Below are 21,717 nucleotides of genomic sequence, written 5' to 3'. Positions count from 1 at the left end.
TTTAAACAGTAATTGAATTATTAAAGGGACTGAAAAGCCAGTCCCTTTAATTTATTATCTTCTCTTTTCACTTTCTTTCGCCTTGAGTTCTGCTGTTTCTGCTTCTGCTTCTGCTAAGATATCCTTTAATCCCTTTTGAATATTTTCTGGTAGTGGATCTGGTTTAAAGTTTTCAAGAATATCTATTGCAGCTTCATAAGATCTTTCAACTATATCCTTAGAACCTCTCTCTGTCCAAACTTCGCGAGGGTTTCTATCAATCAATTTGGTTCTTGACAATTCTTTAAAGTTTTCATAAGTGTGTTGGTGACTGAGGAATTCGCCAGCGGGTCCTACCTCTGAAACTAGGTCAACAGCCATTTTTTCATCACTTATGGGTATTCCCTTTATTGTGTGAAGCAACATCTCAGCCATTTCATTTTGCATTAAAAGCTGAGCATAGTCCCAAGTCAATCCACCCTCAAGCATACCTAAACCATATATCATGTTGGCACCTGCCAACGCTGGTAATAGCGCAGTTAAAGTAAACTCGTGAGCTGCTTGGGCATCAGGTAATTTACTATCACACTATCCACCAGCTACCCAGCTTGGAATTTTATAATATTGAGCAAGTTTTGCCACAGCTGAACTAAATAGTGCTAATTCCGGTGTTCCTACTGCAGCAATGGTAGTTCTCAAGTCAATCATAGTGGTAGATGTCCCATAAACCATGGGGAAACCACGCTTCACTTGTTGTCCTAGAACAAACATACTAAGAATCTCGGCATTATGAGTTACCAATACGCTACCCAAATTAACACATGCCGTTCCTCCCGCAAGACCCATAGCATTAATCTTTGCAGGAAGACCTAATTCAATTGCCTGTAGAAGAGAATCTACTGCATGCTCTGAATGTAAAAGCGGGCTGATTGGATCAGTACTTGTAGAGAAAAGAGGTCTTTGTCTAAACTTATCTTCTCCACCAGCTACCAAAGCTCCCATTTTAAAAGCAGCACGAACATTTTCTGGTCTGTTCATTCCTATATAACCGTGCTTCGTACAATTATTAAGAAATGCTTCAGCAACATATACTTGCCCTACATCAGGATCTACTTCCTCTGGCATCAAGCATCTCTCAAAAACAACAATATTATCTAAAGATTCACAAACCCTAGCCGAATCCCAAACATCTTGCTTGTTAGGTTTTCTGATTTTTCTTGTATAAGGATCAATAATTTTTACAGCTTCACCAAAGTTAACAAAGCCTGTTCTATTTGACTCACAATACCAATCATTTTTTGGATTTCTACCACAAGCTCTAAATGTACTTGGTATTGAATGAATAGCGTCCTCTACAAGGTGGGCAGGAATCTTAACAATGTTAGTTTCCTTATCCACTTGACATCCACTACTATGAAAAATTTCTCTTGCTTTTGCACTATCTACCCTAACACCAGTATTCCAAAGTACATCTAATGTAGCCAAGTGAATGTCATACAATTCATCTTCGGAAAACATGTTTAATCCAAGCCCATTATGTCTATAAGAACCAGCATTTAAACCTCTTACCAAAATGCTCACCTCCATAATTTTTTAGTAATCTACTTTATCTGAATTAAAATACCTATTGGTAGGCTCACCTCCTAATTTTTGTATCATACACAGTTACAACTCTTAATTTGCAATTCTTATGCCATAAAATATAAAAAGTCCGGTACAATGACCGGACATGCCTATTTACAGTAACCCCAAGATTTATTTTTTGAACAAAACGATATATCTTTCTATAAATAATTTAGTAGGTTAAGTCAAAAATGATTTAGGCATTTTTTGTTTGATCCTTCACACAATATTTCCTTATTAACCTATTTGCTTTACTTTGACTGGTTTTTAAAACCTTTGCAACTGCATAAGAACTACCCAATTCTTTATAGGCAGTCTCAACAAGCTTCTTTTCAAGTTCTGAAATTGCATCATCTAAAGGCATGTGATTACTCGTAAATGTAATTAAAGATTCTGATTTAGAATCATATTGAAAGGTCTTTGGAAGATGGCATACATTTATTACTTGTTCCTGAACCATGACAACCAATCTTTCTATTGTATTTTCTAACTCTCTAACGTTTCCAGGCCAGGAATATAGCAGAAAGACATCTAATACCTCCTGAGAAAATTGATGTGAGATATCGTATTTTTCACAAAATTTATTCAGAAAGAACTTTACAAGAGGTACAATATCATCTACTCTTTCCCGAAGTGGAGGAATATCCACTTCAAACACATTTATTCTATAGAATAAGTCTTCCCTGAATTCGCCTTTGTTTACCATTTGTTGGAGGTTGCTGTTAGTTGCGGCAATAATTCTGCAATTAACACGCTTTTCTTCCCGACCTCCTACTTGAAAGTACTGTTTTTCCTGTAAAGCCTGGAGTAGTTTGGCCTGTAATCTTAGAGGTATTTCTGCAATCTCATCTAAAAATAGCGTGCCTCCATTAGCAAGCTCAATTAAACCAATCTTTCCTTTCTCATGGGCTCCTGTAAAAGACCCCCCTGAGTAACCAAAAAGTTCTGCTTCCATCAATTCTGATGGAATTGCAGCACAATTTATTGCAATAAAAGGTCCTTTTCTTTGATTACTTTTTCTATGAATATACTTAGCAAGAACTCCCTTGCCGGTACCTGACTCCCCAAGCAGCAATACAGTTGAGTTTATACTCGCAATTCTATTAGTCAATTCCAAAATATTTTTCATTTTTTTACTATGACATACAAAACCAGGTGTATCAATTTCCTTCTTTCGTAATTCTTCAACCTCTGTTTTATATCTCTTAAGAAGTTGCTTACTCATTTCTAACTCATGTTTTATTCCTTCTGCCTCGGTAGTATCTCTCGAATTTTCAATTATAAGTTCAATATTGCCACTCTTATCGAATAAAGGTGTTGCAGTAGTTAATAATGTTTTGCCAAGACATGTCTTTTGCTCAAGGGTAATACTCTGATTCTTTTTAAATACAATAGGGCTTATTCGTGGACTCCAATAGTTGTTCTCAGTAAGTTCCTTGGAACTCTTTCCAATTACCTCATGCGGTTTTAGACCATAATGCTTTTCGCTTGCCTTATTTACATATATTACTGTACCATCAGCATCCGTAACGTATATTTCATCATGAGAATTATCAAGAATTTTTTTTAGGGTATTAAAATCAAGCTTAGCAGGATCTTTCTTATGATTATTTGTCATATGCAAATTCCCCCTGAGACTCTGCCTAATTTACCAATATTCAAAGTATTTTAAAAGTCTTCTATAAATGTCCTAGATCTCCTTCAAAGGTTTTATAATTATGTGTAAAACACTTAAATCTATCCCGAGCATTTTGGACAAAGCCCCTTTAAGTATAGCTCTTTCCTTTCTACAGTATATCCTTTTCTTAGGGGTATTGTAATAGGTATCCCAATACCATCAAGGCACTCAGTTATTCCACATTCTCTACAAGTAAAATGAGGATGATCATGACCTTGTTTCTTTTCACTACCTAATGCAAATCGCCATATTCTGTCCCCACTCTCAACCCTATGAATAATACCCACCTGCACAAATGTTTCTAAAGATCTATAAATACTAACATAGTTCAATTTAACCTTTGATAGCTTTTTCATTATCTCCTGTTGCGTCATGGGATTTTTTGCCTCTAGTAAAATATCCATAAGAGCAATTCTACCGGGAGTTTTCTTTAACCCTACTCCGTCAAGTATTTTTATGGCAGTATTATTGTTCAATCATCTCACCTTCTTGTTGTTCATTTTGTTGTAATATAATAACCAATTCTTTCTCAGCTTCCTCTAAATCAATGGGGATATTAACACTAAAACCTTTCTCCTTCAACCTTGAAAAGAGCTCTACGAGGATAGGAGGTTCTAAGTTTGCTTTTTTAATCATTTCAATATCATTAAGTATTTTCCTTGGACTTCCTTTAGATTTAATTTTACCCTCATCAATTAAATAAATAGTATCTGCAATGTAAGGCACTAAATCCATATTGTGAGTAGTTATAATTAAGGTGATACCATATTCGGAATTTAGCTTATTTAGGAGATATATCATTTCCCACTTTGATTTTGCGTCTAAGGAATCAAAAGGCTCGTCCATAACCAAAATTTTAGGCATCATAACAATTGCTCCCGCCATGGCAACCTTTTTTTTCTGTCCACCACTAAGATAATGGGGAATTTTATTTAACAAGTGTTCAATTTTTAATTCCTTAGCTATCTGATTTACCTTTTGCTCTACTTCTGTATTGGGCAGTCTTTCATTACGCATAGTAAAAGCAATGTCATCAAATACAGTAGGTCCTATTATCTGCTCATCAACGTTTTGAAAAACAACACCAATGCTTTTACGTATAGTATTAAAGTTATTATCTGGCCGTAAGCCCATTACCTCTACAGATCCTTCCGTAGGTGCCAGTAGTCCAAGAATATGTGACAAAAGAGTTGTCTTTCCAGCTCCATTTGACCCAAGCACAACAACCCTTTCACCCTCATTAACTAGAAAATCCAAACCACTTAGGCTTACCTCCGTCTTGTCAGGGTAAACATGTTTTAAACACCGGACCTTTACCAGGGATTCCATCTAATCACCGTCCCTATCAAAATCCCAATTGATATAGTAAAAATTATTATATCACTACTATTTAGAGGCCACCATTTAAACTGAACATATATGTGACCATTATAGCCTCTTAGCGAATATATTTTATGCATTCGTTCTCCCATCTCAAAGGAATGAATTAAAAGGGTACCAATCAATTTTGGTAAATTTTTAATATTCATAATCATACTGAAAGGACGATATCCTCCCCTTAGTTTAATACTTGTAAACAAATTTTGAGCCTTATCAAGTAAAATAAAAATTGCTCTGTAGGTAAAAAAGAAAATATCCACTAAAAGCCTTGGCAAAACGAGAGACAAAACGGCAAAAATTTCAACATAGGAAGTTGTGCTGATTAAAAATATCATGGTCAAAGCAGCGCCTAGTGCCTTAAGTACAACAATTAATCCACTTGTAAGAGATTCCTGGAACTTTATTATGGCAAAAAGAACACTAAAAAAAGCAGGATAAACTGCTAAATGTCCCACCTTTAGTAAAGGTACTCTAGTTACTAAGAACATTCCCATTAGAATTATAATAAGCAAAGCTAATGTATTGATTGTATTTGCAATGATTATGGCAGTCAACATAATCAGGGTGAAAAACATTTTGGCTAAAACCCCTGCTCTATGAAAAAAGCTATGACCATTATTAGCAATATGATCCATTTCTGATATATGCATTTTTCATACCTCTCTTTGGTACTGTTTCCATAAATTAGTTCTGATTAATTTAAGTATTTGTTTTAGTTTGGAGCAAATCAGGTCTAACCTTAACAAAGTATTTCACTACTAGTGTAGTAACAAATGTCTCTAAAAAGATACCTAGTAATAAAATTGTTAATACCGCACTCCAACCAGTAAAATTTATATATTTCTGGCCGTCAACGGCTTCATCTAATGTATAATTTATCACTTCTTGATCTTCGTGATAATAATATTTGTCATCTCCAACTTCGTCTTGATGATCATGGTTAGACTGGTTGGCAGGTAAAGCTTCAGCCACTCCTATAGTAGTGCCAACCACAGCCACCATCAAAGATACTGAAACTAAAAGTGCTATTACTGTAGCCAAAACAACCCTCGGTACTATTCTTTGGTGTTTTAGTAGCACCCTAAACATATAAGCACCTATTAAAACCTCAGAACCTATGATAAGAGTATTCAGCCCCACTACTGTAATGCCTCCATGTCCAAAAAAAGCAAGCATCATGCTAATAACAAAAACTACAATAAAACCTAAACCCGGTCCAATAAGTATTCCGCATAAAACTGCCAAACTAAAATGAAGAGGTATAAACCCTAATGGGATGGACATGGCTATCAACATAATTGCTGCCATTACTCCAGCAATAGGTACTTTTCTTCTGACATCTTCCCCATCCATTTTTTTGCATAATACAAATATAATTACTAAAGTAATTAAATAGCTAGTTACCCATATGACTGTAGGTAGAATACCATCAGGGATATGTATATGGCTCAAAAAAATCACCCCACTCATTTAGTTCCTGATGTCAATGCATACGCAATGCAACACAGTTGCATCTATATCTACAATTTACCTTGTTAATTAAGACATGTCAACATAAACTTATGCATGGTTTATGGAAGGTATTCCTTAAAACTATATTAAGTCACTTAATAACAGGCTCTCTCTCCACCTATAAATTTAGGTCTTGTACGTGCTACGGTCAAGTGAGCACTACCAATACTTTTTATATCAAGTCTAACTGGAACTGCAACCATTTTTAAATGCATGCCTATAAAGGTGTCCCCAATATCCATACCCGCATGTCCAGAGATAGTTTCCACTAAAACAGGATCAGTAAACTTACCTAGTGCTACTGTTGGTAATGAACCACCAGCTTTTTCATGGGGTATCGCAGAAACTACTTCTAAAGCATATTTTTTTGCACACTGCTTTTCCACAACTAAAGCTCTATTTAAGTGTTCGCAGCACTGAACCGCCATAAATATACCCTTTCCTTGAACTGCCGGAAAAATTCCTTCCATTATGGCTCGTGCAATTTCTAAACTAGAGGAAGTGCCTATTCTTTTCCCAGCAACTTCACTAGTACTACATCCTATTACAACTATTTCCTCTACTTCTAACCTAGCAACTTCTAACAAACCTTCAATTGCCTCTTGAGCCTGTTTAGTATAAATTTTCAAATTATCCACACAATCACCCCATTAACCATCTTTCTTCTAATTATATCCTGCTGACTACCAAGTTTCCACGTGTTTGAAAATAAATTTCAATTAAACCGTTAAATTAAATGCCATATAATGGGTATGATAAACCTAGCAGTAAAATATAGTACTGCCACTAATCCTAAAAACCAGAATAAGTATTTATAAGATAATCTTGTTTTTTCCATTAAACCTCACCTCATAAATAATAGTTCCTCTATATTAGAGGAACTATTCATCTGTTATAGAATTATTGGAAATTTTTTTCTGAATAATAATCCGGTATTACCTTACTGTAAAATAGCCATAAGGGTATAACAATTATTAATCCACAAATTAAATACATAACTGACAGTCCAGCAAATCTTGATAAGTACCCTAGAAGTATGGAACCTAACCCAATCCCCAAATCAAAAGCACTAAATACAGTAGCATTTGCTGCTCCTCTTCTAAATGGCTCTACTTTGTTAATTGCCATAGCAACTGCAGTTGGATGTACAATTCCAAAACCAATCCCCAGAATTAGAGCTGAGATAATATATAATAGTAAATCCTTAGCTAAAAACAAGACAATAAAAGATAGGATAATAGCTATAAACCCTATTGCCATAATCTTTTTGGGACCTTTTTTATCAAACAAACTTCCTGCATATGGTCTCACAAAAAGTAAAGCAATAGCATATGCAAAAAAGAAAATTCCCGGGTTATCAATATTTAGTTCCTTCGCATAAATAGTAATGAAAGATACAATACCCCCATAACCAAAAGTAACAAAAAACAGCATTAACGAGAGGGATAATACCTTTGGTTCGTAAAAACTCTCAAAGGTAAACGTGAATTTGGTTGTTTTCTTTGCAGTTACCGGATATTTAATACCAAACATACATATTAAACCTAATATAGAAAAAATTAAGGCAGAAGAAAATAGCATATCAAACCCAGCCTGGTTTACGATGAGTAAAGCGAAAACAGGTCCTACTGCCATTGCCAATGTATTTGACAATCCATAATAACCCATCCCCTCTCCTCTTCTAGAGGGTGGCATAATATCCGAAACAATCGTACCAGCTGCCGTGGTAGTAAATCCCCAAGCTAATCCATGGAATATCCGCAAGGAAAATAGCAAAAACAAGCTAGTTACAAATGTATATCCTGCAATACTTATAACATAACCCACTAACGCCAGGAAAAATATTTGTTTTCTTCCAATAGCATCTATAAGATAACCTGACAAAGGTCGTACCAAAACGGCCACTAAAGTTAGTATTCCAATAATATATCCTACTTGACTCTCATTCCCATTTAACACATCAGTTACAAAGATTGGAAGTGTAGGTAATAAAAAATAGAAACTTGTGAAAACTAATAGATTAAGTATACAAATCAAGATAAAATCCTTTGTCCAAAGAGCCTCTTTATTATTCATTTCTTGCCTCCAAGAATTTAATGTATTTGCTTTATATATTTCTAGTATTCAGTTTCCCCTTTAAGGAAATCTATAATGGCCAATTATTTGCCATCTAAATAGACAATTTTCTTCTTTAGTAACGCTCGTATTGTGAATAACAAGAGGAATGCCTTCCCTGGTTGCTCGATCACTTACTATACCTGTATGTAAACTCCCATCAGGAAAACTCCAGTAAACTATATCCCCCCATTTCCATTCTTCTAAGTTTCCTCTCACTTCAGTAGATAATGATTCCCCATGTCTTTCTAGAAAAACTATCTGATTATGAACACGTCGATGGTCAATATTGGGGTCAGGTTCTGAGAGTCCCCATCTTTGTGGGTACAATTCAAAATTTTCCTTCATGTCCTCATGTATTAACTGCTGCAGATCAATCTCAGCATTTCTTAAAGCTCTTATGACAACATCAGTACAAGCACCTATATCCGATGATACATCACCTTCAGGGTAAGCCATTGCAGCATATGATGCATCATAAAGTGTTTTATTTTCTGCTTCCTCACGGGCTCCTAGAAGGATCAAGTCCTGTATTGTCAGCTCTTCAACAGGCTTTGCCTCAACAAGGGAATCTGACACAAATTTTTCTTCAACTTTAAATTTTAACTCATTAATAACATAACATGAAATTTGATAAACCTTACCTTTGAAAACTATGTCAAATGCAAATAATAGAACAATAATAATTGCAATGATAATAATAAACTTATTATGCCTTATTTTCATTTTGCGACTCCTTTGTTAAACAAGGGTGATTTAGTTTATTACCTATTCTAACACATAAAAGGCCCTGGTTTAAGACATGGCCTTTGAAAACGCCCAAACCTTTTAGTTTAAGCGTCTTTTGGAATAAATTAAATCCTTGGTGACGTTAGTAGGTGGAATAGGCTGCTTCAATTTTTTCCGTCTGAAATCTGATATAAAAAGTAGTTCCTTCCGCTCCTGTATCAATGTCAATTGTAGCATTATGTTTTTTAACGATATTATAACAAATAGAGAGCCCTAAACCTGTACCGTTATTCTTAGTGGTTAAAAAAGGTGTTCCTATTTTTTTTAAAATGTCTTGTTCAATACCGCTACCATGATCCTGGACTGCCAAAACAACACTTCCACCTTCGTAAAAAGTAGATACCAATAATATTCCACTATTATCCATAGCTTCTAAACCATTGCGTACAAGATTTAAAATTAGCTGCCTAATTAATTTCTCATCTAGCAAAACATCTGGTATTTCACCAAATTTTATTACTAAGGTATTACTACTATTCATTGCATTCGCTTCAAGAAAAGGTTCTAGTTTTCTTATTACTTCATTAAGGTTAGTCTTTCTTAACTTTACTGTACTGGTTCTGCTAAGTGATAAGTAGTCAGTAATAATTGAATTAGCTCGATCAAGTTCGCTAATCATCAGATCAAAGTATTCTTTGTACTTTTTGCATTCTTCTTTATTATATAAAAGTTGCAGAAAGCCACGGACTGACGCCATAGGATTTCTTATTTCATGATTAATTTCAGCAGTCAGAGTACCCAGTAGGCTCAAACTTTCTAGCCGTTGTATCTCATCCTCTAATTTTTTACGTTCAGTTATATCACGAGCTATGGCATAAATTACTCTTTTGTTTTTATCTGTAAAGCCATCCCATTCAAGCCATCTATAGGTTTTATCTTTGCAACATAGGCGATTTTCAAAGTATACTATGGGTTCAGCGGAAGTAATAGCATTTTCTATTGAATGGATAGTTCTTTTTTTATCTTCAAGATGAGTTAAATCAAATAAATCCATTGTAATGAGTTCTTCGCTTGTATACCCTAAGGTTTTTTCAAAAGCAGGGTTAACTTTTAGAAATTTACCTTCAAAATCCATAATAGAAAGCATATCAATTGAAAGTGTAAAAAACCGCTCGAGTTCTTCAGTAGCTTTGACACTTTCCGTAACGTTGTAAAGTGAAAAGAGAAGCAAATCAACTTCTCCATTAGAATCTATGATTGGTGCAAGTGTCCAGTCCCAATATGTTATTCCCCGTTCTGGGTTATGCGGATACACAAAAGGCCTGGCATAGACTTGGTATGGTTTTTTTGTGTTAACAACTTCTTTAAAGATTAATTCAGCATCCGATGGATAAAGATCAAAATGATTACGTCCTGGGAATTGAGATGGGCCCCGGTTGTCTGCTGCAGCATATGCATTATTAACTTTAATGAAATTAAAATCTCTATCCATAATGGCGTACATGGCTACACTCTCTTCAAAAAATGTTTCAAGTAAGTTAGAGTACTCTACTTCTTTATGTCTTGTACAAAGATTAATTTCTTTAGCTTCCGGCATTAAAATTATTCCTCCTAAATCAATAAATATTTGAATATTATCACTACTTTGATTTAGGAATAGTTTCCTATTATAACCGCTAATTCCTTCGGGAAAACAAACAAATTGTGTCGAAGACTATATAATATTGTAAAAAAAGACTCACACTTAAAATTTTGTATCGCTTTTTTAACTGTAAGGTCAGTTTAGTTTCAGTTAAACAAAAATATGGACTGTCCAAAATTTTCTTTGGCTCAGCCCATCTTTCTGTTAGTTACTATAGGATTCAATATATATCTATTTTTTGGACATATAGTTTCTTATTGCTTTATCTACATCTTCATCAAGGAAATTAACATCTGCAGCTAGTCTTTCCTGCATTGCTAACTTACCCTTCGCTATGGCATCATGTCTTTCTATCCCCCATACGTCATAAGCCGCTCTATCCGATATAACTGCAGGGAAATATTCACTACGGTGGTGCTTAAGTGTATGCTGAGTTGTTAGGAATTCTCCACCTGGACCAATTTGCTTAATCAAATCTGTGGCTAATGTTTCTTCATTAACCTCTATGCCTTTTTTAATTCTTTTAACCATTCCACAAACCTCTTCATCAATCATAAACTTATCATAACTCATGGCATTATAATATTGCAAGATGCCAGCTGCGTGTAACACGAAATTGATCCCTGATGCAGCAGTACCAAGCATTACTATCGCTGATTCATAGCTGGCTTGATTGTCTGGAATTTTGGAGTCAGTAAGTGATCCGCCACCCCTAACTGGTACACCATACCATTTTGCTAGCTGAGCACTTGCACTTATAACCATCATTGATTCAGGAGCTCCAATGGACAGGCTTCCATATCTCATCGCAGTAATTGAAGATGCTGCACCATAAATAACTGGTGTTCCAGGATTGATTACTTGGGTTAATACCATACCCCCAAGAACTTCTGCATTCTGAACTGCAAGTGTGCCTGCCAGGGTTGCTGGACTTGTAGAGCCTGCCATTGCTAAGGAAGCTGTTATTACTGGTTGCCCAGCCTCAGCATATTCCACAAGAGCCGCTAACATCCTATCATCGTACTTTAAAGGTGTTAATGAATTAATCAAGGTAACCATAACAGGTTTTTCATCTACGAAATCTGATCCAAATAGGATTTTTGCTATCTCAATTGTGTCCCTTGCTTCTTTTTTCCCAGATGCACTTCCCATAAATGGTTTTGGGGAATGCTTGACAAGGTTGTAAGTCATTTCCATATGTCTTTCATTTACAGGAATATCATTTGGTTCTACTAACACTCCACCAGTAACATCAATATATTTACTGGAACCTGCTAGCTTAGCAAATTTTTTAAAGTCCTCTAATGATGCTTTTCTATTCTTACCATTTTCCATAACGAAGGGAGCACCATATCCAGGTGCTAAACAAATGTTATCTCCCCCTATTACAACATCATTACCATCTCTACCATACATGGAAAATTCTTTTGGCACAGTCGCAAGGTATTTCGTTATCTGTTCCTCGGTAAAAAATACCCTTTTACCCTCTACCTTAAATCCTGCTTTTGTAAAATAATCTATTGCAGGATCATATAAAAAGTCCATGCCAGTATTTGTAAGAATATCCACAGACGACTTATGAATTTGTTCTAGCTGCTCCTCACTTAACATTTTTTGCATTTTAAGACCCCCTAGTATTTTATTATATTTGCGCACTTTAAAAAACGCTTTGCAAAATTTTTTACAATACTATGTTTTTAAACCTCTTCACTAAAGGCTTTTAATAATGAATACATCATCACCAACATGACCAACATAAAGGGAAATGCAGAAACAATAGATGCAGTCTGTAAAGCTCCTAATCCCCCGGATAATAATAGAACCGCAGCCACGCCTCCAAGAATAGTCCCCCATATACCTTTTACCCAATTACTCGGTTCAAAGCTTCCTTTAGAAGTCAACATCCCAACTACGAATGTTCCAGAATCTGCTGATGTGATAAAGAAAGCAGATATTAATAATATGGCTAAAACTGAGGTAATAGAGCTAATTGGAAAATTAGACAATGTAACAAATAAAGCAGATGCCATATCATTGTTAACAGCTGTGCTAATATCTACGCCACCTACTATTTCTAGAAATAAACCACTTCCTCCAAAAACAGACAGCCAGAGAACACTAAATACTGTTGGTACCAATAAAACTCCTAAAACAAATTCTCTAATTGTCCTACCCCGAGATATTCTAGCTATAAACTGGCCTACAAAGGGTCCCCAGGCTATCCACCATGCCCAATAAAAGATTGTCCATCCACCAGACCAACCCTTTTGTTCTATGGCATCAGTCCATAAGCTCATAGGAATTATTTGCCCTAGATAGCTACCTAAGGTTTCTGAAAATATATTAAATATGAACCTTGTTGGACCAAAAAGAATCAAAAATACTAAAAGTCCAATTGCTCCATAAACAGTTAATTTGGCAATCAATGCTATTGCCTTTTCGATACCTACTATAGCAGCACCAGTAAAAATAGTTGTGATTACTACAATAATAATAATATTTACCATTGGACTATTCGGTATTCCATAGAGATATTCTAAACCACTATTTATTTGCTGTGTGCCAAGTCCAAGGGATGTCCCCAGACCAAATATAGTAGCAAAAACTGCTAAGATATCAATCGTTTTACCTATTGGTCCATCTACTTTGTCTCCTAATATTGGATAAAAGACTGAACTAATTAGACCAGGCTTTCCTTTTCTGAATTGAAAATATGCAAGCGCTAAGCCAACTAGTGCAAAAATTGCCCACGCATGTAAACCCCAATGGAAAAAGGTATATTTCATAGCCATACCAGCTGCCTCAGTTGTGCCTCCTTCTCCCATGGGTGGATTTATATAATGAGTCATAGGTTCAGCAACACTCCAAAATACTAGTCCAATTCCCATGCCTGTTGTGAAAAGCATTGCTAGCCAGGCAAAAGTTGAATATTCTGGGCTTTCATTGTCCTTGCCTAGTTTTATTGTTCCATATCGTGATACAGCTAAATAAATCACAAAAATTAAAAATATAAATGCTGACAAAAGATATAACCATCCAAAATTAGCAATAAGATAGTTTAAAACAGCTCCTGAAACACTGTTTAGATTTGCTGGTGATATTACCCCCCAAGCAACAAAAATCATACATAGAACTAATGACACATAAAAAACTATAGGGTCAATCTTGCCTTTATGTTCCATTTTAACACTCCTTAGAATATTTTGTAAGGTAAATAATAGTAAATTTTCTTAAAATTTAGGCAATTCTAATCCTTTTCTCCTTTCATCAATTTTTTAAATTATCGTATTTATGGATATATTCTATCATAATCATGTTTATTTAGTAAACATATATATTAAAACAAATGTGTTTATGCATTGTAAATATATATTCTATAATATATAATCTGTTCAAGGAATCATTAAATGGATATTGCGAGGAGAGTCATGAGAGAAATTCAAAAGCAAAGAATGATGCGTTACTTTATAGAAGCAGCTTCCCAAATTGTTGAAGAAGAAGGTTTGGGTGGTGTTACAGTTCGAAAAGTAGCTGATCTAGCTGGCTATAATAGTGCAACATTGTATAACTACTTCCAAAATTTAGATCACCTTATATTTTTTGCATCCATGCGATTTCTTAGGGAATATGCACAAAGCCTACCAAGATATGTTACTGGAATAACCAATGCTTTAGAAAGATACTTTCGAGTATGGGAGACTTTTTGTTTTTATTCATATGATAAACCGGAAATATATCATGCTATATTTTTTGCTAAGCTAGATATTCCATTAGAGGAATCCATAAAAATATATTATGAACTCTACCCCCAGGATCTTGGAGAGCAACCTGAAGATTTGTTGCCAATGCTATTGAAACAAGATATATACGCCAGAGCAAGGACTATCTTAGAGGCTTGTGTCAAAGAGGGGTATATAAAAGAGAAAGACCTAGTAGAAGTAAATGAGGTAGTTTTACTTATATACCAAGGAATGCTACTGAGGATAATAAATAAGCAGGTTGATTATTCTGTTGATGAGGCAGTTCAAAAAACTATGAAATACATAAAAAAAATAATTTATGCATATAGGTAAAAAAGCAGTTAAACAGATAGCGGTGTATATATCAGTATTCATATATACACCGCTATTTCATAATCTATATTAATTTCTTTACCAATCTCGTGAGATGTTCCTGCCCTTTGTTTGATAAGCCAAAACTATCTATCTCAAGTTTTAGATTTTCAATAGAACCATAACCAGCAACATAACCATTAATCTTTGCTGCTGCTGTTGATTTTACAAAGTCATTAAAGTTAGGATAAAGTGCTAGCAATTCTTTCATCAGTTCGCTTACTCCTTGTAGATAGTATTTCTGGTGATAATCCTCTGCCGAGTAGAACATATCTGCTTCCATCAATTCCGTATATATTTTTTTACCCTTCTTAAGCTCCTGCTCCTTTTTCAAGGTAAGTAAGACTTCTTTCTGTAGATTACTATGGTAAAAAGCTATAGACATGTACTGCTTTGACCATGGCTCACTAGTTGGATTATGACTGTTCCAAAAGAAATCTACTATTTCATCATAACTTATAACAGTAGGATTATATTCAATCTCCAATGATTCAGTATGGTCTCCCATATTTCTATATGTAGGATTAATTGTTGTTCCTCCTGCATACCCTACCTTTGTGCTTATGACTCCATTCAATAACCCAAACTGGGCATCTGGGCCCCAGAATCAACCCAATCCAAAAGAAGCCTTCTGTTTTTCATCCTTTTTAAAATCTAATGAAGCTGAATTTATACAGTATCGTTGCCCTGTGGGTTGGGGACCATCATCAAATAGGTGCCCTAAATGACCCCGACACTTTGCACAAAGAACCTCTGTCCTTTCCATTCCGAGACTCCGATCTTTTTTTACTTCAACACTTTCTTCTGAGAGAACATCATAATAGCTTGGCCATCCTGTTCCAGAGTCAAATTTCTTTTCTGAACTGAATAATGGATTTCCACATCCAGCACAGCTGTATAAACCCTTCTCCTTGTGTTCATAGTACTTATTATCTGTAAAGGGCCTTTCTGTTCCCTTTTCTCTTAATACATGATAAGCCTCCGGAGGAAGTTGCTTTTTCCACTCATCTTCAGTTTTATTAATAGTTGTCTTATTTTTACTTTCAATAGTTTCTTTTTCCTTAGAATTAGTCATGGCAAAATCTATACCTCCTGTGGATATTTGATATTATTTTACCCAAAATGAAGAATTATTGTATATAAATTGTGAGTTTTTATAAGGAAACCATATTGAGTTTATCTATATGGTTTTATTTAAAATATTTCATCTGTTCTACATAATCATCAAAAGCTCCTAGCTTTTCTTCCGCCCCTTCTGGGTCTATTGACATGAATTCCATGATAATTGACTGGAGCAAAAAAAGAATTGCACAACATGGGTCTGTAAAGGACATATACTGCAGAGGTACAATTAATAGCTTATTTGATACAGCCTTTAAAGGCGATAGGATACTGTCAGTTATCCCAATTACATTTGCTCCTTTTTTCTTAAACATCTCTCCTAAGTATTGAATCTTTTTAGGATATCTAGGAAAAGCAGTTAAAAATACTATGGTATCAGGTCCACAATCCAATAATATGTTATTTAATACCACGCTATCTTCATTAATTATATGAACATTTTCCTTTACCTTTCCCAAATTATAGCCAAAGTATTGTGCTAAAAAGCTTGATGCATATAAACCCACGATTATCACTTTTTTTGAGGCCTGTATAGCATGGGCAATCCATTCAATATCAGATAATAATACACTTTGCAAAGTCTTTTGTACATTTTTTTGGTCATAATTTATTACTGTTTCCAAAACATTTAACTGCTTAATTTTTTCTCCCTTGTATGTATTTCTAATACTTTCAAAAGCACTTAATTCATACTGAACAATCTTTTGCAGATCATCCAACATTTCTGGAAAGCCAGAATAATCAAGAGTAGTTGCTAATCGTACAACAGTAGCTTCACTAACCTCTGCGTCCTTAGCAATTTTGATAATATTCTGGAAAGCTGCACTTTTATAGTTATTCATAAGATATTTAGCAAGTTGAGTTTGTTTCGGAGATAATTCATGGCTCTTTTCTTTAACTTTTTCAAAAAATGAACTTTGATTTTGCAATTGATGTCCACACCTTTTATATTAATAATAATCCTAAGTGAAACTATTTTACTAATTGTCCATCCTTAAACACCATAATAACAGAATCCATTAAAGGCTCTAGAGATTGTTCAAGTACTCCATTTACAACTACTATATCCGCAGCTTTACCAACTTCTAAAGTTCCTGTTTTATCTGATATCCCTAAAGCCTCGGCAGACATCTTTGTAGCACTACAAATTGCCTTAATAGAATCCATAAAACCTTCGTTAACATATAGAATTAATTCCAGCGCATTATTGCCATGGTAATTATAGTTTGTTCCGGCATCTGAACCAAATGCTACTTTCACTCCTGCATCTATAGCTTTCTTCAGGTTTTTACCTCTAATCTCTCTGATACGTGAATTCTTTTGGATCATGTGAGCAGGTACACCATTTTCTACTCCATTTTTCAACATTAGATGTCCGGCAACATAGGTTGGTATTAAATAAATCTGCTTTTCAATTAACAAATCAATTGCTTCATCATCCATAAAGGTCCCATGTTCAATTGTATCTACCCCTGCCCTTATAGCATTCATTATTCCTTCCTTACCATGAGCATGGGCAGCTACCTTCAATTCTAGCTTGTTTGCCTCTTGAACAATTGCTTTTAATTCATCTTCTTCAAATTGAGTAGCCCCAGGTACACCTCCCGGGTTCATATATGCACCTGTTGCCATAACTTTTAGAAAACCCGCACCATTTTTTATTTGTTCACGAGCAGCTTTACGCACCTCATGCACACCATCTGCTTCTCTGTACATTCCTTTGAAATAATCATTTCCGCTAGCAGTTATACTGAGTATTCTACCACAAGTAATAATATTTGGTCCATTACACCAACCATTATCAACAGCTTCTTTTACCGCAAAATCTATGTGATTAACACTTCCTGCATTCCTAATGGTAGTTATTCCCCTTTTCAAAGTAACCTCCATATCACAAGCTGTTCTTATGGAACGTAACTTATCCTCAACAAGGTTTTCTTCATATGTATTGGCCATGCCGTGAAGATCCATGTGAATATGTGCATCAATTAAGCCAGGAATTATAGTATGACCATCTAATTCTATGACTTGTGCACCACCTTCTATTGTATCAGTATACGATGTAGCTCCAACATTTTTTATTATTCCATTATCAACAATTATTACTGAATTATAAATAGGAGGTCTTCCTGTGCCATCAATAAGGGTGGCTCCTCTTAATATTGTTTTCATTTTTTAGCTCAACCTCACTTTGTGAGTAGAGCAGACCAAATTGGTCTGCTCCCAAAAATTAGTTCTCAAGGGTTACATTATGAATTAATGCATTACCTATTGCATCTATTCTAAAACCTTTGACATTCTTTGAAATGGCTGCTGTATAATCACTATGAGCGATAGGTATAATTATTACGTCCTCATGAACCTTTAATTGTATTTCCTGATAATACTTTTCTTGCTCCGCTCTGTCATAGGAGCTTAGAGCCTTATTAGCAAGGTCCACAAGTTCCTCTGAATGATAATTTGTACGAGCTCCTTCTAAAAGCATTACCTTTAGGAAATTACTTGGATATGGTACATCAAACCAACCAATTAACCCAAACTGATGGTCGAAATTATCTAGTACAGTTTTATGAGAACCCCACTCATTCACAACAACAGTTGCTTTGATGCCGATTTTATTTAAATCATCAGCCATTACCTCTGCTGCATCAACTGGCCTTCCTACATATGTTCTTGCACCAGAGAATACATGAATGTCCATGTCAAAACCATCAGCATAGCCTGCCTCAGCAAGCAATTCCTTGGCTTTATCAGGATCATAAGCATACGGTTTTATGTCATTATTAAATCCGTAAATTGTAGATGGCATTGGATTGATAGCACGTGTTCCAAGACCTTCATAAATCCCATCTACTAGCTTATCAAAATCAATGGCATGACTTATAGCCTGTCTAACTTTCAAATTATCAATTGGTTCAGCCTGATGATTCAAGACAATATAAAATAGGTTTGCACCAGGTACTCTTATAAGCTCTAAACTATCATCATTAGTTATAGTCGCTACCTGTTCAGGCATAATATTTTTAATTGCATGCACTTGTCCCGATTGTAGTTCCATTAAACGAGTAGAACCCTCTGGAACTACCTTCCAAATTATAGTGTCCATCTCCGGTTTTGATCCCCAGTAATCCTCAAACTTGGTGATTTTAATATACTCATCTCTTTTCCATTCCTCCAGCATAAAAGGACCGGTACCCACAGGATTTTTAAAGTACTCTTCCCCATACTTCTCAACGGCAGTTGGGCTTCCGATAAACTGTGAGTATAAGCCCATATATGTTAGAAAAGGTGCAAAAACATCATTAAGTGTTACTTCAACAGTAAACTCATCTATAGCTTTGACATCATTTACTGCTTCTGAAAGAAGGTAATCAAAATATGAATAGTCTCCCAGCCCATAGTATGGGTGACTTTCATCCAATACTCTCATAAAACTAAAAACTACTGCATCAGCATTGAAATCTGTTCCGTCATGAAACTTTACTCCTTGTCTTAGATTGAACGTCCATACCTTTCCATCTTCTGATACATCCCATGTTTCAGCTAGTGCGGGACCAACGTTTAAGTCATCATCGACAAACTGAACTAAACCTTCATATAAATGATATACTAAATCTATTTCACTTTCTGAATAACCATATCCAGCATCTAGTGTTCCAGCATCATTACTTCTAGCAATAATAAATATTTTTTCTTCATCAACTGGTTCAACCTGCTCATTACCTCCACCACATCCGAGAAAAATAAAAGCCGTAAATAAACAAATTAATACTAAAGCAACGAGTCTATACTTCTTCTCCATCTTTTTACCTCCCCACCAAATTAATTCCTTATAGATAAGTAGATATGCTAACATTTTGTCAAATGACATGCTACCTGATGGTTTTTATTTATTACTGTTAAGGAAGGAATTATAGTTTTACAAATCTCCATAACATTTGGACATCTTGGATGAAAGGTACATCCATCAGGTGGATTTATTGGACTTGGTACTTCACCTCCTAAAACTCTCATTTCCATGCATTCTCTAGGGTCAGGTACAGGTATAGCATTCATCAAAGCTTCTGTATACGGGTGTCTGGGATTATTAAACAGCTTTTGGGTATCAGCAATTTCAACAATTCTTCCTAAATACATTACTGCAACCCTGTTGGAAATGTATTTAATAACATTTAAATCATGGGATATAAATAGATATGTAAGGTTAAGCTTTTCTTTTAAGTCCTTAAAAAGATTTAATACCTGTGCCTGGATAGAAACATCCAATGCCGAGACTGGTTCATCTGCAACAATCACCTTGGGATCTAAAGCCAAAGCCCTGGCAATACATATACGTTGTCTTTGTCCGCCACTAAACTCATGTGGATATCTGTGGCAGTGCTCTTCTTTCAGCCCAACAAGCTTCATTAGTTCTAAGACTTTAACGGTTTGTTCCTTTTTGCTACCAATTTTATGTATTCTAAGTGATTCGGAAATAAGGTTTATTACCTTCCATTTAGGATCAAGGCTGGCATAAGGATCTTGAAATACCATTTGCACATTCCTTCGATAGTCCTTAATATGATGATTATTCATCGTGAAAATATTTTTCTCATTAAACAAAACTTCTCCTTGAGTTGGAGGCTCAACATTTAATAGAAGTTTTCTAGTTGTAGATTTACCACAGCCAGATTCTCCAACTAGTCCTAGTGTTTCCCCTTCATATAGTTTAAAACTTATACCATCAATTGCTCTTAGGTAATCGTATTTAAATAAACTATCTTGTTTCTTAATCGGATAATATTTTTTAAGATCCTTAACTGTTATAATAGGTTCAACCATAGCTATGCTCCTTTAAACAGTTCGTTATTTTGCCACAACCAGCATCTCACAGCCCCAATATCAGATGCTATCATGTCTGGCGTATCCAAATGACATCTTTCAATTTTTTCTGGACAACGCGGATGAAAGCGACACCCTTTAGGTAGAAGAGATAGTTCAGGAACCATTCCTTTTATTTCCTCTAACCTTACCTGCTCTTTTTTAATATTTGGTATGGTTCTAATAAGTCCTTGAGTATATGGATGTAAAGGTCTTTCAAAAATATTGGCTACTTTTGCATATTCAACAATTTGCCCCGCGTACATTACAGCTACCTCTTGGGCAACCTGTGCAATAACCCCCAAATCATGGGTTATCATAATTACGCCTGTTCCCAACTCTTCCTGCAATCCTTTTATCAGCAATAGGATTTGAGCTTGAATGGTAACATCCAGAGCAGTTGTCGGCTCATCAGCGATTAAAATATCAGGATTACATGCTAATGCCATAGCAATCATGATTCTTTGCCGCATGCCTCCACTTAATCTATGTGGATAATCCAACATTCTTCTTTCTGGGTTAGGTATTCCAACCTTAGCTAATATATCAATAGCCTTCTTCTGAATTTCTCTTCTTGTACCGCCCTGATGTAGGAATATAACTTCTGAGAGCTGATCCTCTATTGTAAAGACTGGATTAAGTGAAGTCATTGGTTCTTGAAAAATCATTGAAATCCTGTTTCCCCTGATTTTAGTCAATTCCCTTTCTGATTTTTCCAAGAGATTTTCTTCCTTAAATAATACCTTTCCCCCAGTTACTGCATTATTTGCTAACAGTCCCATAATTGTTAAAGCTGTAACACTTTTGCCACAACCTGATTCTCCTACAATTCCAAGGGTTTGGTTTTTACGCAGAGTAAAATCGACTCCATCTATGGCAATTACCTTTCCCCGTCCAGTTTCAAACTCTACGCGTAAGTTTTCCACATTTAAGATTGTCTCACTAGTCACTACTAGCACCTCTTC

The 21,717-nt window shown here is 35.3% G+C and carries 21 protein-coding genes; 1 reads left to right on the top strand and 20 read right to left on the bottom strand.

What is annotated here, in order from left to right; all coding sequences use genetic code 11:
* Positions 1-54: 54 nt before the first annotated feature.
* The 13 genes from APF76_15215 to APF76_15155 form a co-directional block, all read right to left on the bottom strand.
* Positions 55-468, bottom strand: a complete 414-nt coding sequence (locus tag APF76_15215) for a trimethylamine methyltransferase (GenBank protein KUO51777.1) — start codon at positions 466-468, stop codon at positions 55-57.
* Between the two features lie 99 nt (positions 469-567).
* Positions 568-1,551, bottom strand: coding sequence for a hypothetical protein (locus APF76_15210; GenBank protein ID KUO51732.1), 984 nt, complete (start codon positions 1,549-1,551; stop codon positions 568-570).
* Positions 1,552-1,798: 247 nt separating this feature from the next.
* The gene (locus APF76_15205) at positions 1,799-3,220 is read right to left on the bottom strand and encodes a histidine kinase (GenBank protein ID KUO51731.1); all 1,422 of its coding nucleotides are present in this window, start codon (positions 3,218-3,220) and stop codon (positions 1,799-1,801) included.
* Positions 3,221-3,339: 119 nt separating this feature from the next.
* On the bottom strand, positions 3,340-3,756 hold the full coding sequence (locus APF76_15200; GenBank protein KUO51730.1) for a hypothetical protein: 417 nt from the start codon (positions 3,754-3,756) through the stop codon (positions 3,340-3,342).
* On the bottom strand, positions 3,746-4,609 hold the full coding sequence (locus APF76_15195; GenBank protein KUO51729.1) for an ABC transporter: 864 nt from the start codon (positions 4,607-4,609) through the stop codon (positions 3,746-3,748). Before APF76_15195 ends, APF76_15200 begins: the two co-directional genes overlap by 11 nt.
* Complete coding sequence (locus APF76_15190) at positions 4,594-5,310, bottom strand: hypothetical protein (protein KUO51728.1); 717 nt, start codon at positions 5,308-5,310, stop codon at positions 4,594-4,596. Before APF76_15190 ends, APF76_15195 begins: the two co-directional genes overlap by 16 nt.
* A gap of 49 nt (positions 5,311-5,359) precedes the next feature.
* Complete coding sequence (locus APF76_15185) at positions 5,360-6,112, bottom strand: hypothetical protein (protein ID KUO51727.1); 753 nt, start codon at positions 6,110-6,112, stop codon at positions 5,360-5,362.
* 155 nt (positions 6,113-6,267) lie between these two features.
* Entirely contained in the window at positions 6,268-6,810 is a 543-nt protein-coding gene (locus APF76_15180) for a hypothetical protein (protein ID KUO51726.1), read from the bottom strand.
* A gap of 262 nt (positions 6,811-7,072) precedes the next feature.
* Positions 7,073-8,248, bottom strand: coding sequence for an MFS transporter (locus APF76_15175; protein KUO51725.1), 1,176 nt, complete (start codon positions 8,246-8,248; stop codon positions 7,073-7,075).
* Between the two features lie 60 nt (positions 8,249-8,308).
* The gene (locus tag APF76_15170) at positions 8,309-9,013 is read right to left on the bottom strand and encodes a hypothetical protein (GenBank protein ID KUO51724.1); all 705 of its coding nucleotides are present in this window, start codon (positions 9,011-9,013) and stop codon (positions 8,309-8,311) included.
* Between the two features lie 145 nt (positions 9,014-9,158).
* Positions 9,159-10,613, bottom strand: coding sequence for a hypothetical protein (locus APF76_15165; protein ID KUO51723.1), 1,455 nt, complete (start codon positions 10,611-10,613; stop codon positions 9,159-9,161).
* 276 nt (positions 10,614-10,889) lie between these two features.
* A complete protein-coding gene (locus APF76_15160; GenBank protein ID KUO51722.1) occupies positions 10,890-12,278 on the bottom strand; it encodes a trimethylamine methyltransferase in 1,389 nt (462 codons plus the stop codon).
* Positions 12,279-12,355: 77 nt separating this feature from the next.
* Positions 12,356-13,840, bottom strand: a complete 1,485-nt coding sequence (locus tag APF76_15155) for a glycine/betaine ABC transporter permease (GenBank protein ID KUO51721.1) — start codon at positions 13,838-13,840, stop codon at positions 12,356-12,358.
* Between the two features lie 246 nt (positions 13,841-14,086).
* Between APF76_15155 and APF76_15150 the strand changes: the two genes are divergently transcribed.
* The gene (locus APF76_15150; GenBank protein KUO51720.1) at positions 14,087-14,731 is read left to right on the top strand and encodes a TetR family transcriptional regulator; all 645 of its coding nucleotides are present in this window, start codon (positions 14,087-14,089) and stop codon (positions 14,729-14,731) included.
* A 64-nt stretch (positions 14,732-14,795) separates the two neighbouring features.
* Here APF76_15150 and APF76_15145 read toward each other — a convergent pair whose 3' ends face one another.
* The 7 genes from APF76_15145 to APF76_15115 form a co-directional block, all read right to left on the bottom strand.
* Positions 14,796-15,347, bottom strand: a complete 552-nt coding sequence (locus APF76_15145; protein ID KUO51719.1) for a methionine sulfoxide reductase — start codon at positions 15,345-15,347, stop codon at positions 14,796-14,798.
* A gap of 30 nt (positions 15,348-15,377) precedes the next feature.
* On the bottom strand, positions 15,378-15,845 hold the full coding sequence (locus APF76_15140; GenBank protein KUO51718.1) for a hypothetical protein: 468 nt from the start codon (positions 15,843-15,845) through the stop codon (positions 15,378-15,380).
* Positions 15,846-15,960: 115 nt separating this feature from the next.
* Positions 15,961-16,821, bottom strand: coding sequence for a hypothetical protein (locus tag APF76_15135; GenBank protein ID KUO51717.1), 861 nt, complete (start codon positions 16,819-16,821; stop codon positions 15,961-15,963).
* Positions 16,822-16,864: 43 nt separating this feature from the next.
* The gene (locus tag APF76_15130) at positions 16,865-18,064 is read right to left on the bottom strand and encodes a hypothetical protein (protein KUO51716.1); all 1,200 of its coding nucleotides are present in this window, start codon (positions 18,062-18,064) and stop codon (positions 16,865-16,867) included.
* Between the two features lie 58 nt (positions 18,065-18,122).
* Positions 18,123-19,694: a hypothetical protein gene (locus APF76_15125; GenBank protein ID KUO51715.1), complete on the bottom strand. Its 1,572-nt coding sequence runs from the start codon at positions 19,692-19,694 to the stop codon at positions 18,123-18,125.
* 47 nt (positions 19,695-19,741) lie between these two features.
* Positions 19,742-20,713 carry a hypothetical protein gene (locus APF76_15120; GenBank protein ID KUO51714.1) on the bottom strand — a complete coding sequence of 324 codons (972 nt, stop codon included), beginning with the start codon at positions 20,711-20,713 and terminating at the stop codon, positions 19,742-19,744.
* A gap of 2 nt (positions 20,714-20,715) precedes the next feature.
* Positions 20,716-21,702 (bottom strand): peptide ABC transporter ATP-binding protein, encoded by a 987-nt coding sequence (locus tag APF76_15115; GenBank protein KUO51713.1) that lies wholly within the window; start codon positions 21,700-21,702, stop codon positions 20,716-20,718.
* Positions 21,703-21,717 lie beyond the last annotated feature (15 nt).

Origin of the sequence: Desulfitibacter sp. BRH_c19 (assembly GCA_001515945.1) — a bacterium.
Taxonomy (GTDB): Bacteria; Bacillota; DSM-16504; order Desulfitibacterales; family Desulfitibacteraceae; genus Desulfitibacter.
This window is presented reverse-complemented; position numbering and strand designations above follow the sequence as displayed.

Coding starts and splice junctions, on each gene's coding strand:
- APF76_15165 (KUO51723.1), bottom strand. CDS start 10,613: ATGCCGGAAGCTAAAGAAATTAATCTTTGTACAAGACATAAAGAAGTA.
- APF76_15195 (KUO51729.1), bottom strand. CDS start 4,609: ATGGAATCCCTGGTAAAGGTCCGGTGTTTAAAACATGTTTACCCTGAC.
- APF76_15140 (KUO51718.1), bottom strand. CDS start 15,845: ATGACTAATTCTAAGGAAAAAGAAACTATTGAAAGTAAAAATAAGACA.
- APF76_15175 (KUO51725.1), bottom strand. CDS start 8,248: ATGAATAATAAAGAGGCTCTTTGGACAAAGGATTTTATCTTGATTTGT.
- APF76_15120 (KUO51714.1), bottom strand. CDS start 20,713: ATGGTTGAACCTATTATAACAGTTAAGGATCTTAAAAAATATTATCCG.
- APF76_15160 (KUO51722.1), bottom strand. CDS start 12,278: ATGCAAAAAATGTTAAGTGAGGAGCAGCTAGAACAAATTCATAAGTCG.
- APF76_15190 (KUO51728.1), bottom strand. CDS start 5,310: ATGCATATATCAGAAATGGATCATATTGCTAATAATGGTCATAGCTTT.
- APF76_15170 (KUO51724.1), bottom strand. CDS start 9,013: ATGAAAATAAGGCATAATAAGTTTATTATTATCATTGCAATTATTATT.
- APF76_15150 (KUO51720.1), top strand. CDS start 14,087: ATGAGAGAAATTCAAAAGCAAAGAATGATGCGTTACTTTATAGAAGCA.
- APF76_15125 (KUO51715.1), bottom strand. CDS start 19,694: ATGGAGAAGAAGTATAGACTCGTTGCTTTAGTATTAATTTGTTTATTT.
- APF76_15155 (KUO51721.1), bottom strand. CDS start 13,840: ATGGAACATAAAGGCAAGATTGACCCTATAGTTTTTTATGTGTCATTA.
- APF76_15205 (KUO51731.1), bottom strand. CDS start 3,220: ATGACAAATAATCATAAGAAAGATCCTGCTAAGCTTGATTTTAATACC.
- APF76_15215 (KUO51777.1), bottom strand. CDS start 468: ATGCTTGAGGGTGGATTGACTTGGGACTATGCTCAGCTTTTAATGCAA.
- APF76_15130 (KUO51716.1), bottom strand. CDS start 18,064: ATGAAAACAATATTAAGAGGAGCCACCCTTATTGATGGCACAGGAAGA.